We start from the raw sequence: 14,052 nt of genomic DNA on the forward strand, positions 1-14,052 counted from the left end.
CCGTTGTCAACCAAATAGTTGGTTTGAGACGGTGGTAGAGTCCACTCCATGACCACAAGTCGCAGTGCCGCGACCTCGAGCAGCGGTGACACCGCCTCCGGCGACGCGCCGACCAAACGCAGCGACGCGACGCGGCAGGCGCTGCTGCGCGCCGCGCGGGACGAATTCGCCGAATACGGCCTGGCGGGCGCGCGCGTGGATCGCATCGCCGAGGCCGCCGGGGTGAACAAGGAACGCATCTACGGCCTTTTCGGCAGCAAGGACAAGCTATTCGACGTCATCATCGTCGAGACGCTGCAGGAGTTCATGGCCATCGTCAATCCGCTGGCCGAGACCGATCCGGGGCGCTATGTGGCCAAACTGTTCGACTACCACAACAGCAATCCGCAACTCATGCGATTGATGCTGTGGGAGGCGCTGCACCGGGGCGATGACGCACACGATGTCGACGGCTGGCGCGCCCACCACTACGAGGCCAAATTCGAGCGCGCCAGTTCGCAATTCGGCGTCAGCAAGGAAGACGGCGGCCGCGTGCTGCTCGCGCTGTGCGGATTGTCGAACTGGAATCTCGCTGTGCCGCAGACGGTTCGAATGCTACTGGGGCCGGAGGCGGCCACCGACAAGACGGCCACGCGGGATTTCATGGCGAAATTCGCCAGAGCGGCCATGACGAGCTCCGATCTGGTGGTGCGCCAGGATATTCCGTCGGACGAGCCGGCCGGGGAGCCTGCGCCGGTCAAAGAGCTGACCGATCCGGTGGACCGCGCCGCCGAACGCCTGCGCACCGCGCAGCTCGCCGTCGACGCGGCCCGCGAACAACTCGCCGACGCATTGCGCGCGGCCAATGCCGAAGGGGCCGGCGCCAATCAACTGGCCCGACAGGTCTCCGGCACCCTCTCCCGACCCGTCGTCCTCAAGCTGCTGGCCGACTAGGACCTGAGCCGGTTCGGATCAGAAGGCGGCTTCGTCCAACCGCATGATGTCGTTGTCGAGTGCGGCCAGCACCGCCTTGGTCGCCGACAGTCCGGGCAGCACATTCTTCGCGAAGAAGCTCGCCACCGCGACCTTGCCGGAATAGAAGGCCCGGTCCTGCTCCCTCGCGCCCTCGGCCAGGGCCGCGGCGGCGACCTCGGCCTGCGCCAGCAGCCGCCAGGCGATGAGCAGATCGCCCACCGCGAGCAGCAAGCGCACCGAACCGAGCCCGACCTTGTACAGCTCGGTCGGATCCTGTTGGCCCGCCATCAGATATCCGGTGAGCGAAGCGGCCATGGCCTGGACATCGGCGAGCGCGGTGGCCAGCAGCTCCCGCTCGGCCTCGAAGTGGCCCGTCCGCGCCTGCAGGAAGGCCGCGATCCGCCCGGTGACATGGCCGATGGCCACGCCCTTGTCCCGAATGATCTTGCGGAAGAAGAAGTCCTGCGCCTGGATGGCGGTGGTGCCCTCGTAGAGCGAGTCGATCTTCGCATCGCGAATGTACTGCTCGATCGGGTAGTCCTGGAGATATCCGGACCCGCCGAGGGTTTGCAGCGATTCCGTCAGGTACTGGTAGGCGCGCTCGGAGCCGACGCCTTTCACGATCGGCAGCAGCAGATCGTCGACCCGGTGCGCCAATTCGGCATCGGCGCCCGAAACCAACTGCGCCACATCGGCATTCTGATGGGCTGCGGTGTAGAGGTAGATCGCGCGCAGACCTTCGGCGTACGCCTTCTGCATGGCCAGCGAACGCCGCACATCCGGATGGTGCGTGATCGCGACCCTGGGCGCGGCCTTGTCCGCCATCCTGGTCAGGTCCGCGCCCTGGATGCGCTGCTTGGCGTACTCCAAAGCGTTCAGGTATCCGGTGGACAGCGTGCCCGCGGACTTGACGCCCACCATCATTCGCGCGTTCTCGATCACCTTGAACATCTGCGCGATGCCGTTGTGCACCTCGCCGACCAACCAACCCTGCGCCGGACCCTGCGGCCCACCGAAGGTGAGTTCACAGGTGGGCGAGGACTTCAGGCCCATCTTGTGTTCGACATTGGTGACATAGACGCCATTGCGGGTCCCCAATTCGAGGGTCTGCGAATCGAAAAGGTATTTGGGCACATAGAACAGCGACAGGCCCTTGGTGCCGGGACCCGCGCCCTCGGGACGGGCGAGCACCAAATGGAAGACATTCTCGGCGGTGTCGCCGACATCGGCCCCGGAGATGAACCGCTTGACGCCCTCGATATGCCAGGTGCCGTCGGCCTGTTCGATCGCCTTGGTGCGCCCCGCGCCGACATCGGAACCGGCGTCGGGTTCGGTGAGCACCATGGTGCCCTGCCAACCGCGCTCGAATCCCGCTGTGGCCCAGTGCCGCTGCTGTTCGGTGCCGACCTCGTAGAGGACGGCGGCCATGACCGCGCCCATTCCGAAGAAGCTCGCCGACGGATTGGCGCAGGTGATCATCTCGTTGACCGCCCAGACCAGTGCGGCGGGCGCGGGTGTGCCGCCCATTGCCTCGGGCAGGCCGAGACCGGCCCAACCGGACTCGCGCACGGCCGCGACGGTGCGCGCGAGCGGTTCGGGCACCGTGATCTCGTGGGTGGCCGGATCGAAGCGCACCGGGTCGCGGTCGGCGGCGGCGAAGGATTGCGCGACCGGCCCCTCCGCCAGCCGCTTGACCTCGCCCAGGATCGCGTGCGCGGTCTCGGAGTCGAGATCACCGTAGGCGCCGGTGTCGAGGAGCTTGTCCAGTCCGAACACCTCGAACAGGTTGAACTCGATATCCCGGACGTTCGCCCTGTAGTGACCCACGGGTCCTCCTGCTCTCGACGACCCTGCTTTTGACGCCACACAGGGTCTCTTGACGACGTACAAACGAAGCGTGCCGCACCGCGTTCCCGCTACGCAACCGTAGGCGAATCGAGGCGCTCGCGCGTCGGTGAACATCGGATCACACAGGTTCACCCCGCGGTAACCGGCAAAGTTCACGCGCCGGAAACACCGGCAATCGACTCGTCATCGAGAGACATTCCGGTGCAACAACTTCCGGATACCGTTCGCAGCACGAACTCCGCGGCGTATACAGCCCGGTGCACAACCCCCAACCGGGGGAAGCCTGCGGATTTCGTCGCGGCGCACACGCGCCGCCGAATCGCCCGAAAGCTAGTTCGGCGGGGCTGCCCCATGTCAGAAATCCGTGCCATCCCGCGCCCGCGCCCGCGGCGGGCGCTGCTCGCGCCGACGGCGCTCACGCTCGCGGGACTGTTGCTGAGCGCCTGCGGAGCCAGGGATGACGCCGCGTCCGGCGTCCGCGCGGTCCTGCGTCGACACCGGGCGCGACACCATCAGGGTGGGCTCGCCGCACTCGCTGTCGGGCACCATGGCCATCTCGGAGATCACCGTCGCCAATGCCACCGAACTGGCGGTGGATCAGATCAATGCCGCGGGCGGTGTCCTGGGCAAGAAGATCGATCTGGTGCTGGAGGACGGCACGTCCGATCCCAAGACCTTCGCCGAAAATTTGCGGAGTCGGTAGGAAAGCGCTGTGATTCGTGATGGCGCTCAGGGAGTTTCGCTCAGCACCCCGCTTGAAGCGGCCAGCATTCGACCGGGCGGTAGGGCGGCGGGGATGGGGTGGGGCGCACGGAGGTTGTTTGAGTGGGCGTCGGGTGGGCCGGGTTGGTGACCCAGGCGTTGATGATGACGCCGCCGATAATGAGCATCCCGATGACACCGATGGCGGCGACGATCCAGGCCGCCGCGGTCTGGCCGCTGCTGCCGGGGCCGGGAGTCGCGGGTTCGCGCGCAACCACTTCGCGGGCGATGGTGCTCGGGGATTCGGGGACCACCTCCTCGAATCCGTCGGCGATCAGATCCTCGCGGGTCGGCGCGCCCTCCGCCACACCGAGGGCGGCACAGGCGGACAGGACGCGATCCGCGGTCCAACTGCGCGGCCCCGCCGAGAACCCTTCGAGGTAGATGCGCAGATCGGTGGGGTCGGCGGCATTGCCGATGACCACGTCGCGGCCGGGGCGCAGATTGGTGCGGGCCGGGCGCACCACCACACCGCGCAATGGCACCAAAACCACTGCGCCGCAGATATCTCCGGCATCCAGCAGCGCCCGCTCCAGCGCACCGCGGACCTCGAAGACGGACTGCTCCAGCTCATCGGACGGGCTGCCGGTGCGGGTGTCGTCGAAGTCGGCGGGCGTATCGCTGATGACCCATTCGCCCGCACCCGAAATGGTGAGTATGCCGCTCTGTCGGCGCTTGAAACCGAGTACGTGCAGCACCGTGAGTCCGCGCGGGGTGAAGACCACCGCGCTCACCCGACGCTTGCCGCGCGCATCCCCGACCCGTAGCTCGACCAGTGCCAGCGAGGGGGTGGGATATTTGCGCAGACAGTCCACGAATTCCTGTTCCGCGCCGGACAATTCCGCCCCGGTCTTGACCCGCACGAGCATCCCGAAAACCCCTACCCGAACCCGAATTCCGACGCCTGTGGCGCGAACGATCCCTCGTTCGCGCGTCGGTACTGATAATGACCTGGTATCCCGACACGGGCTACCCGAAACACCGGATCCGACGCACCCAATTCCCTGACGAACCGACCGGTATGCCACGGAATGTCCACTGACACACCCACCCTGGTACATGTACCGCCGCATTCGCTGCGGCCATACGCGAGTTCAAGGAAGGCCCCGCCGGCAGCGCCAACTAGGCGTACCTCCGCCTTCGCTGCGGCCATGCGCGGGATTGTGGACGGCTGCGCCTACTAGGCTCACCCTGTGGCGGCGGTGCCGCCCGCAACGGCGAGGAAAAGGCGGATAGTCCATGGTTTCGGCGCTGCGACCGCGTATCTCCCCCGGCAGGCTCCGGGAGCTCGGCCCCGTCAATTGGGTTGTATGGCAGATCCTTTCGCGCGCTGCGGGCACCTCCGACGCGCACCTGTTCAGCACACTGGGCCGCACCGGCGGCCTGTTCCGCGGCTGGCTGCACTATTCCGGCCGACTCATGCCGGGTGGCCGCCTGCCCCGACACGAATCGGAACTCGTCATTCTCCGAGTGGCCCACCTGCGCGACTGCGACTACGAAACCGACCACCACATCCGCCTCGGCCGCCGAGCCGGGGTGACACCGGAAATCCTGGACCGGCTGCGCCAGGGACCGCAATCCCCCGACTGGTCGGCCAACCACCGCGCCTTGCTCGCGGCCGTCGACGTTTTGGTGCGGACCCGCGATATCGATGACGCCACCTGGACCGAACTATCCACCCACTACGACGAGCGCACACTCATCGAAATCGTGCTCCTAGTAAACCAATACGAGGGTCTGGCCTGCACCATCACCGCATTGCGGATCCAGCGCGACGGGGTTTAGGCGTACCTCCGCCTTCGCTCCGGCCATGCGCAGGTCTATGGACGGCCTTCGCCGACAGCGCCCATTCGGCGTACCTCCGCCTTCGCTCCGGCCATGCGCAGGTCTATGGACGGCCTTCGCCGACAGCGCCCATTCGGCGTACCTCCGCCTTCGCTGCAGCCAGGCGCGGGTTTTTGGACGACTGCGCCTATTCGGCCAGCGCAGCGCGGAAGACCTCGACCGCCGGGGTGCTCGGACGACCGAGCAGCTTCTGCAAATCACCGGAGTCCACATCCAGGATGCCGGTGCGAATTCGGTAGTCGGCGTCGGCGAGGACTTCGGCGTAGCCGTCGGGGATGCCCGCCGCCCGCAGACCCGCCTGGTAGTCGGCCTGCGAAAGGTCTTGGTAGCGAACCTCTTTGCCTGCGGCGCGGGAAATCTGCGCCGCGATCTCGGCGTGGGTCAGCCGCTCGTCGCCGCCGAGTTCGTAAACGCGACCCGCATGCCCCTCGGTGGTGAGCACTTTGGCGGCGGCATCGGCGTAGTCGGCGCGGGCCGCGCCCGCTACTCGACCCGAACCGGCCGCACCGGGGAGTACACCCGTCTCGACCACGTGCGCCAGACCGCCGGTGTAGTTCTCCCAGTACCAGCTATTGCGCAGAATCGCGTGCGGCACGGTCGAATTCGCCAGCACCTCCTCGGTGCCCCGGTGTTCCTGCGCGAGCAGCAGCGGATTCTCCAGCGCCTTCGGAATGCTGGTGTAGGCGAGCAGCGATACGCCCGCGCGCTCGGCCGCGCGAATCACATTGGTGTGCTGGGCGATGCGCGCACCCATCTCGCTGCCGGAGATCAGCAGCACGCGATCAACCCCGGCCAGCGCACGATCCAGCGCGGCGGCATCCCCATAGTCGGCCTGGCGGATCTCGACACCGCGCGCGGCCAGGTCGGCCACTTTCCGCGGATCGCGAACCACAGCGATCACGCCGGTAACTCCGTCGCGCAACAGCGCCTCGACAACGAGACGACCCAGGTGGCCGCCTGCCCCGGTGACTGCGATTGTCATGACTTACCTCCGTGAGTAGTGACGATCTCGATAGCACTAACTATTCGTAAGCACTATGCCTACGGTAACTACTGCCGTCAAGTTCGGTACCATCTACACCATGAGTATCCGGCAGAGCGAGTCGACAGAACACGAGTCGACAGAGTCGGATCCCACGCTCGAGGCCGATGTCTTCGCCAAGAACTGCACCTCGCGCCCGGTCCTGCAGAATGTGGCGGGCCGCTGGGGCATCCTCGCCCTGGTCGCGCTGCGCGAGAGTCCGTACCGATTCGGCGCACTGCGCCGCCGGGTAGACGGCGTGAGCGAGCGCATGCTCTCCCAGACCCTCCAGGCGTTGGAACGCGACGGCATGGTGCACCGCACTGTGCACGAAACCATCCCACCCCACGTCGAATACACCCTGACCGAACTGGGCGCGCAGGTCGCCGCGCAACTCGAGGGCCTGGTCCAGGTGATCGAGCGGAATATGGACCGGGTGCGCGAAGCCCAAGCCGACTACCACCGCGCCTGACTCACGATTCCTTAACCCGCCGGACGGCATTCTCGACGCCATGAGTGTCGTGACAAGTCGTTCGCCCACACCGACCGTGCCCGTCGCGCGCCCGTCCGGTCGCAGCCGGATCTCCGCGCTCGATACCGCCAGGGGGCTCGCGGTCATCGGCATGATCTCCGTGCACACCCTGGACTTTCCGGAACTCACCTGGTCCGATCCCGCCCACTGGTACGGCATTACCCAGGGACGCTCGTCGATCCTGTTCGCCGTCCTCGGCGGCGCCTCGCTGGCACTCATGACCGGCCGCACCCGGCCACCCACCGGCCCCGACCTATTGACCGCGCGACTGCGGGTCATCGTGCGCGCGGTCCTGCTGTTCGCCCTCGGCGGACTGCTCATGGCGACCACCACCAGCGTCGCGGTCATCCTGGAGTACTACGCGGTCCTGTTCGTGCTGGCCGTGCCGTTCCTCACCTGGCGACCGCGGCGATTGATCATGGCCGCCATCGCGTGGGCGGTGGTCATGCCCACCCTCGTTTGGGCTATCGCGGGCGTGCTCCCCGCCGAGACCCTGAGCACCGGCGGCATCGTCGAACTCGCCTTCACCGGAACCTATCCGGCCTTCCTCTGGGTGTCGTTCCTGCTGCTGGGCCTGGCCATCGGCCGCAGCGACCTGAGCGCGATGCGCACCCGCAGGCTGCTACTCGGCTGGGGTTCGCTCGCCGCATTCCTCGGCTACAGCATCGCCTGGGTGGCCACCTACTTCTGGGGTCCGACGGCGGAGCAGTGGCAGCGCTTCGACGCGGCAGCCACGGACCAGGGCGCGGCCCGACCGCAGCTGGGATTCAATTTCCTGCTCAATGCCGAACCCCATTCCGGCACCACCTTCGAGATCATCGGCTCCGCGGGTGTCGCCGCCGCCATAATCGGCCTGCTGCTACACCTCCCGCCGATGCTGACCCGAATCCTGGCCCCGCTCACCGCGATCGGCCTGATCCCGCTCAGCATCTACACCGGACATGTGGTGTCGCTGGCCATCTGGGATCCGGAGATGGGCACGCCGAACTTCTTCTTCGCCTCCATCGGCGTAGCCGTGATCGCCGCGTGGGTATGGACCAGGCACTTCGGTCGCGGCCCGATGGAGCGACTGATGACCAGGATCACCAACGCCGCCGTGCGCGTGCCATAACGAAAAGGGTGGCGTCCAATCCATTTCGGATCGGACGCCACCCTTCTACCGGATCAGAAGTTGATCATGTGCCCGGCCAGACCGTGGAAGGCCTCCTGCAGGGCCTCGCTCAAGGTCGGGTGGGTGTGCACATTGCGGGTCAGCTCGTTGACCGTCAGATCCCACTTCTGGGCCAAGGTCAGCTCCGGCAGCAACTCCGACACGTCCGGACCGATCAGGTGACCGCCGAGCAGCTCACCGTATTTCGCGTCGGAGATCAGCTTGACGAAACCGGTCGGATCGCCCAAACCGTGCGCCTTACCGTTGGCCATGAACGGGAAGCTGGCGACCTTCACGTCGTAGCCCTCGTCGCGGGCCTGCTGCTCGGTCAGACCGAAGCTCGCGACCTGCGGCTGACAGAAGGTGGCGCGCGGCATCATGCGGTAGTCGCCGAGCGGCAGCGTGGGCGCGCCCGCGATGGTCTCCGCAGCCACCACACCCTGCGCCTCGGCCACATGCGCCAGCTGCAGCTTGGCGGTGACATCGCCGATCGCGTAGATATGCGGAACATTGGTGCGCATCAGATCGTCGATGACGATCGCGCCGCGCTCCAGCGCCACACCCGTATTCTCCAGGCCGTAGCCCTCGACCCGCGGGGCGAAGCCGACCGCCTGCAGCACCTTGTCCACCGTCACGGTCTCCAGCGCACCGGACTTGTTGTCCTTGATGGAGACGGTGACCTTCGCGCCGTCGTCCTCGATGGACTGCACGGCCGCGCCGGTGCTGATGGTGATGCCCAGCTTCTTGTACGCCTTGGTGATCTCCTTGGAGACATCGACGTCCTCATTGGGCAGCGCGCGATCCAGGAACTCCACGATGCGCACGTCGACACCGTAGTTGCGCAGCACGTAGCCGAACTCCATGCCGATCGCGCCCGCGCCGACGATCAGGATCGAACCCGGCAGGTCGCGGGTGAGGATCTGCTCCTCATAGGTCACCACATTGGCGCTGCGCGAGGTGCCCGGCAGCAGCTTGGTGACGGTGCCCGCCGCGATGATCGCGTTGGCGAAGGTGATGGTCTCGGTGCCGCCGTTGTTCAGCGCGACCGAGAGGGTATTCGCGTCGACGAAGGTGCCCTTGCCGTCGAACTCGTCGATCTTGTTCTTCTTCATCAGGAAGTGGACGCCCTTGACCCGGCCATCCGCCACCTTGCGGCTGCGATCGAACGCGGCCCCGAAATCGAAGCTCACCTCACCGGAGATGCCGAAGGTCTTGGCCTCCTTGGTGAAGATATGCGCCAGTTCGGCATTGCGCAGCAGCGCCTTGGACGGGATGCAACCCACATTCAGGCACACCCCACCCCAGTACTTCTGCTCCACGATCGCGGTCCGCAGACCGAGTTGCGCCGCCCGAATGGCGGCGACGTAACCGCCGGGACCGGCACCGAGAACGACTACGTCGTAGTGGGAAGTCACGCCCCGAGCCTAACGCCGCCCACCCGCGCGCAACCACCCGTCCCCCACCTGGTGGTGATATCCGGTTCACCACACTTCGGTGTCCGCGTCCAGACGCCTGCGCGCCTTGTCGAACCATGCGGCGAACTGAGCGGTCAAGTCCTTCGGGGTGGTGGGGCGGATACGGAGGCGATCGATGGTCTGCCACTCGGTGTAGCGGCCGTCGTCGGTGATATCGCGCCATTCCACGAAGTGCAGCGGATCGGTGCGCGACAGGAGCGGACCCAGATACAGCGCGGCACTGCCGCCGCCATCCGACGGACGGCCGATGAGTTTTCGATAACTGTCGCGCAATTGGGTGCGACGGGAATTGTCGAAGTGGGCGTCGCGGTCGTCCAATACGTCCTGGCGATGGAATTCGGCCTGCGGTTCTCGCCCTGGCTCCGCAGGAAGCAGGCGATGCACTATGCGCGCCGGGAGATGATCCGGGTGGCACAGGCGCAACCGGATCGGGCCGTCCGCCTCGGCTGAGCACGTCTGCGACAACACTGCGGCCGAAACCTCGTTGCGGACACCGAGAACACGGTATCGACGGGCCGTTCCATCGTTGGTTTTCGTTGTGCCACCGACGATTTCGATGCGGACATCCGAAGCTTGCAAGACCTCGAAGGCTCGGACGATGTCCATCAGGTCATCTCGCGAATAGTTCGCGCGAACCCGCGCCGCATGCCGACGATAGTCCTCAACGAACCGGAAGCGGCTCTGGAAATGCAGTGGACGCGGGAACCTATCCCGTCCGTCATCCAGCCATAGTGCGGCGAAATCATCCGGCTCCCACGACCATTCGAGGCCGTCACCGGTCATGGTCGCCGCCGAGCACGCCATCGGGGAGTGTCCTGGGTTCCTCACCCAGCAGTTCGCGCGTGTTGTCCATATTCTTCAGATAGTCGGGGCTCTTGTGTTCCTTGCCGTCCTCACCCTTGCCCTGGGCCGCGCCGGGAGCCATTCCGCCGGGAACTCCCGCGCCACCCGGCTTCGCTTGGGCCGCGACGGGAGACATGGTCGGTTTGCCGGATTGCGGCTGCGGAGGGACCGGGACACCGGTCGCCACGCGCGGAGCAGGAGTGCGATTCGGCGCGCCGGGGCCGACACCCGTTGTGGTCCTGGGAGATCCGCCAGACCGTATCCCTGGCGTGGGTGTGGCCGAACCGGATGATGCCGGCGAGTTCGAGGTTGCCTGCTGCGTGGCGGTTGCACTCTGTGGTGTTTGACCGGTTCCGGTCGGCGCGGTCTTCGTTGTGTCCGAAGGGCTTTGCGCCTGGCTGGGGTTGGTCGCGGTCGATCCGGCAGGCATCTCGCCTTTGCTACCCGACGAATCCCCTTGCTTCCCAACGCCATCCGCGGCAGTCCCCGCGCCATCCGCTGTCGGCCCCGGCTGACCGGAATGCGAACCCGTTCCTCCTGGCGGCTGCGAACCCCCTGGACCCGGCCCACCCGTCAGCGGAATGTCCGCCGGATCAGCCAAGTTCTGCGGCTTCGGCAGCACGGGCACCGAATGATCCGCCGTCGCGAACCGCGCCACATACGCATCCCGCATCTTGTCCTGCGCAGCCGAAATATGCTCGTTGCGATCATTCTCGAAGCGGCTGCGCATGAATGGCCACGCGTCAGGATTCCACCAGCGCGGGTTGTCCGCGATCGTATCGACGGCCTTCTTGGTATCGACCGAGGCCTGCGCGGCATCACCGATAAGCCTGTTGAGCGTATTGAACGCACCCGAAAGTTGGTCGGCACTGGTCGTATAGCGGACGATCGCCCGCTTCGATGCCTCCGCCGCCTGCCCCTCCCAAGCCTCCGCGACAGCACTCATCATCCGCTGCTGAAACTCCCGCAGACCATCGGACCACTTCTGCTGCGCCCGCTGAAAAGCCGCAGCGGCATTGTGCGCCTCGGTGGTCTCGACCGATCCGAAAGCGTCCTTCAACTTCACCCGGTCATACCACGGCGGATTCTCGGTCTTCGGAATCCGAGGCGGTTCAGTCCCTTGCATCGTCCTCCCCCTTCCCAGAGCTCTTGGAAGTCACTTCGGCAGTTTGTCGATTCTGGCGGCTTCGGTGTGGAAGCGATCCGCGAAGTGCCGATCCTGTTCGATGTAGCGGTCGCGCATCGCTGCGAAGAGTTGGCGAATCTCTTCGACCGCATGCGCGTTCTCCGTCAGCACCGTAGCGAAGCTGTTGCCGTCTTCCTGACCCATTGCCTTTTTGCGGAAGCGTTCCGCCATGGCCGGCGCCGAAGTGAGCAACGAATCGGGATGATCGCCGAATCCCCACAGGTTGATGCCCGCGACGTATTTCATCTCACTCTGCACATCAGCAATCACATGATCCACAAAGTGGGCGCACTCGCGGTCGATCCGCGCGAACTCCTCCGGGCTCATCCGCAGATTCAATCTACCCTCGGCGGCCTCGGCTATCAGTCCCGCGAGCTGCCCAGGCTTCTCTTGGTCGGCCATGTCGCGAATTCCTCTCTTCCAGAGTCGAATACCGATACTTACGCGCTGGCGGGCATGCTGGGAGCTATCTTCTCAGCCACCCCACGGGCCAGTTCACACGCATCAGTTTTCGACGTGCTCGCATAGGGCGGATTGTTGAGCAGAAACTCCAAGGTGCCGCCCTTCATATCCACATTGACCCAACACGCCTCGCTATCATCGGGCCGCCTGGTTGATACGGCCGACCGTAGGCCGATGGTGAAATCACGCGTATCCGGGAACCCCTTGGCGCGCACCATGCCCAACGTGAGGTTGGTCGCGGTAATCCCAACGGTATAGCCGCTCGGCTTCACCCAGCCACAGCCGCGCCACTTGATGCCGCCACTACCGTCGAATACCTTCGGGCTGGTTGGTTCGAGACTCAGCGATTCCATGACAGTCGCCGGGATGTCCTTGCACGGATCGAACCCCTGTGGAACATCCGCTGCGACGGCGGGCCGATCCTTACCCGGCCCCGAGGACGAGGAACCCCCACTGTCACTGCACCCCGCGACGACAACCACCGCCGCAACGGCAAAGACAGTGGCCCGCACCGCTTTAGACCTACCAGTCATCCACACCCCTTCACGCGCCCCCGCATCGGTACTCGGCCGGAGGTAGACCCCGAATACTATGCGCAGACCTTACCGCCGCCCACGATCGGACGACAAGGAACACGCCAGGATCCGGCACCCCCTGCCACTCCGAGCCGCAACCGAGGGGCGCGAGTCCCCAACCTCACCCGATTCGCCACGGCACCAACAGATTCCGCAGAACGTAGCCTTGCGCCACAAGTGCGGCCAACCTTGTCGGTCCATGTTCCAGCCGCTTCGCCATAGTCGACGCAACCGGGCATCGAGTCGCGAACTACAACTGGTCGCCGTCGGGTGTCCAGCCTTCATATTCGGTGCCGACGAGATCGCCGCAGAATCGTCCCGGCAGTTCGGTTTGTCGGCTCGGGAAGCATCCCGTTTGCGGACGAAAACCCGGCCGCTCCGAATAGAAGTTCAGAGCAGCCGGACTCTCGCAATACACCTACGCCGCTAGGACGCGCGGTTGAGCCTTGCTGCCAACCAGTCGGCGTGCGGGCCTCTCACCTCGCACGACACCTCGGCGACGGGCGCGGGTTCGGGCGCGGGGTCTGGTAGCTGCGCGCGTCCCAGCTTCCGAAACTCCGCATAGGTGAGCGGGGCAGTGCCGTTCCCGGGCCACCAGCCCGGCGGATTGGCGAAGCTGACCAAGGCGGCGAATACGTCGGCGAAATCGATCTGCCGATTCCCGCGCGCCGAGGCCTCACCGGCAGCCAAATGTAGAAGAGTCACCAGTCCCGGAGCAGCCGGGTCCACAGTCACCCGGCACTCATCCTCACTGTGTTCCATCGTCGGATTCTTTCCTTTTCTCCGTCCCGCCGAATCATTCGACGCGGATGATTTACGTCGGGCTCAACGCTGGACCTCCGAGGCGGACAGGAGTTGCGGTCAATCGCTGTCGGATGTCCAGCCTTCATATTCGGTGCCGGCGAGGTCGTCGCCGCCGAACCGCCCCCGCAGTCCGGTTGTCGACTCGGGGAGCATCGCGTTGCGGTCGGTGTTGAAATCCGCGAACATCTGATCCAACTTCTTGCCGTATTCCTCGCTGATGGTCCAACCCGCCTCCTCGGCGGTGCGGAATACCTTTCCTGCTTTCTCTTCCATAGCGTGTCCTTTTCCGGTTTCCCCAGCCAATGATTCGCATCGGGTTCGGCGAGTCGCTGGGGCAGACAAGAGGTTTATGACCGGTCGCCGTCGGGCGTCCAACCTTCGTATTCGGTGCCTGCGAGGTCGTCGCCGCCGAACCGCCCTGGCAGTTCGGCTGTCGGCTCGGGCAGTACTGCGTTGCGGTTGGCGTTGAAGTCGTCGAACATCTTCTGCACCTCGCTTCTCTCCTCTTCGCTGAGGCCCCAGCCCGCTGCGGCCACCTCTTCGGGAGAGTAGAAGATCTTTCCTGCTTTTTCTTCGGGCATGTCTGCTGTCCTCG

At 65.5% G+C, this 14,052-nt stretch carries 15 protein-coding genes and 1 pseudogene; 5 read left to right on the forward strand and 11 right to left on the reverse strand.

Annotation, left to right across the window (positions count from 1 at the left end; genetic code table 11):
* Nucleotides 1-48: 48 nt before the first annotated feature.
* Complete coding sequence (locus D5S18_RS10110; RefSeq protein ID WP_120039545.1) at nt 49-933, forward strand: TetR/AcrR family transcriptional regulator; 885 nt, start codon at nt 49-51, stop codon at nt 931-933.
* Between the two features lie 18 nt (nt 934-951).
* Here D5S18_RS10110 and D5S18_RS10115 read toward each other — a convergent pair whose 3' ends face one another.
* Nucleotides 952-2,781 carry an acyl-CoA dehydrogenase gene (locus D5S18_RS10115; RefSeq protein WP_120039546.1) on the reverse strand — a complete coding sequence of 610 codons (1,830 nt, stop codon included), beginning with the start codon at nt 2,779-2,781 and terminating at the stop codon, nt 952-954.
* Between the two features lie 372 nt (nt 2,782-3,153).
* On the opposite strand from D5S18_RS10115, the pseudogene D5S18_RS10120 reads away from it, so the two are divergent.
* Nucleotides 3,154-3,487: pseudogene (locus D5S18_RS10120) on the forward strand (transporter substrate-binding protein); the annotation flags it as partial.
* A 58-nt stretch (nt 3,488-3,545) separates the two neighbouring features.
* Here D5S18_RS10120 and D5S18_RS10125 read toward each other — a convergent pair.
* Nucleotides 3,546-4,433 carry an NERD domain-containing protein gene (locus tag D5S18_RS10125; protein ID WP_120039547.1) on the reverse strand — a complete coding sequence of 296 codons (888 nt, stop codon included), beginning with the start codon at nt 4,431-4,433 and terminating at the stop codon, nt 3,546-3,548.
* Between the two features lie 382 nt (nt 4,434-4,815).
* On the opposite strand from D5S18_RS10125, the gene D5S18_RS10130 reads away from it, so the two are divergent.
* Nucleotides 4,816-5,349, forward strand: a complete 534-nt coding sequence (locus tag D5S18_RS10130) for a carboxymuconolactone decarboxylase family protein (protein WP_120040518.1) — start codon at nt 4,816-4,818, stop codon at nt 5,347-5,349.
* A gap of 187 nt (nt 5,350-5,536) precedes the next feature.
* On the opposite strand, the gene D5S18_RS10135 is transcribed toward D5S18_RS10130, so the two are convergent.
* A complete protein-coding gene (locus D5S18_RS10135; RefSeq protein WP_120039548.1) occupies nt 5,537-6,391 on the reverse strand; it encodes an SDR family oxidoreductase in 855 nt (284 codons plus the stop codon).
* A 100-nt stretch (nt 6,392-6,491) separates the two neighbouring features.
* Between D5S18_RS10135 and D5S18_RS10140 the strand changes: the two genes are divergently transcribed.
* Complete coding sequence (locus D5S18_RS10140) at nt 6,492-6,902, forward strand: winged helix-turn-helix transcriptional regulator (RefSeq protein ID WP_120039549.1); 411 nt, start codon at nt 6,492-6,494, stop codon at nt 6,900-6,902.
* Between the two features lie 40 nt (nt 6,903-6,942).
* Nucleotides 6,943-8,073, forward strand: a complete 1,131-nt coding sequence (locus tag D5S18_RS10145) for a heparan-alpha-glucosaminide N-acetyltransferase domain-containing protein (protein WP_120039550.1) — start codon at nt 6,943-6,945, stop codon at nt 8,071-8,073.
* A 53-nt stretch (nt 8,074-8,126) separates the two neighbouring features.
* Here D5S18_RS10145 and lpdA read toward each other — a convergent pair whose 3' ends face one another.
* The 8 genes from lpdA to D5S18_RS10185 all read right to left on the reverse strand — a co-directional run bounded on the left by lpdA (nt 8,127) and on the right by D5S18_RS10185 (nt 14,038).
* Nucleotides 8,127-9,527, reverse strand: coding sequence for a dihydrolipoyl dehydrogenase (gene lpdA / locus D5S18_RS10150; RefSeq protein ID WP_120039551.1), 1,401 nt, complete (start codon nt 9,525-9,527; stop codon nt 8,127-8,129).
* 66 nt (nt 9,528-9,593) lie between these two features.
* Nucleotides 9,594-10,391, reverse strand: a complete 798-nt coding sequence (locus D5S18_RS10155) for an ESX secretion-associated protein EspG (RefSeq protein ID WP_120039552.1) — start codon at nt 10,389-10,391, stop codon at nt 9,594-9,596.
* Nucleotides 10,360-11,556 (reverse strand): hypothetical protein, encoded by a 1,197-nt coding sequence (locus tag D5S18_RS10160; protein WP_147403918.1) that lies wholly within the window; start codon nt 11,554-11,556, stop codon nt 10,360-10,362. Before D5S18_RS10160 ends, D5S18_RS10155 begins: the two co-directional genes overlap by 32 nt.
* A 30-nt stretch (nt 11,557-11,586) precedes the next feature.
* Nucleotides 11,587-12,018 (reverse strand): hypothetical protein, encoded by a 432-nt coding sequence (locus tag D5S18_RS10165; RefSeq protein ID WP_120039554.1) that lies wholly within the window; start codon nt 12,016-12,018, stop codon nt 11,587-11,589.
* Nucleotides 12,019-12,056: 38 nt separating this feature from the next.
* Nucleotides 12,057-12,611, reverse strand: coding sequence for a DUF3558 domain-containing protein (locus D5S18_RS10170; protein ID WP_120039555.1), 555 nt, complete (start codon nt 12,609-12,611; stop codon nt 12,057-12,059).
* 468 nt (nt 12,612-13,079) lie between these two features.
* Nucleotides 13,080-13,343: a hypothetical protein gene (locus D5S18_RS10175; RefSeq protein WP_147403919.1), complete on the reverse strand. Its 264-nt coding sequence runs from the start codon at nt 13,341-13,343 to the stop codon at nt 13,080-13,082.
* 171 nt (nt 13,344-13,514) lie between these two features.
* On the reverse strand, nt 13,515-13,730 hold the full coding sequence (locus D5S18_RS10180; RefSeq protein WP_120039557.1) for a hypothetical protein: 216 nt from the start codon (nt 13,728-13,730) through the stop codon (nt 13,515-13,517).
* Between the two features lie 74 nt (nt 13,731-13,804).
* A complete protein-coding gene (locus D5S18_RS10185) occupies nt 13,805-14,038 on the reverse strand; it encodes a hypothetical protein (protein ID WP_120039558.1) in 234 nt (77 codons plus the stop codon).
* Nucleotides 14,039-14,052: the final 14 nt, after the last annotated feature.

The organism is Nocardia panacis, assembly GCF_003598715.1.
Classification (GTDB): Bacteria; Actinomycetota; Actinomycetes; order Mycobacteriales; family Mycobacteriaceae; genus Nocardia; species Nocardia panacis.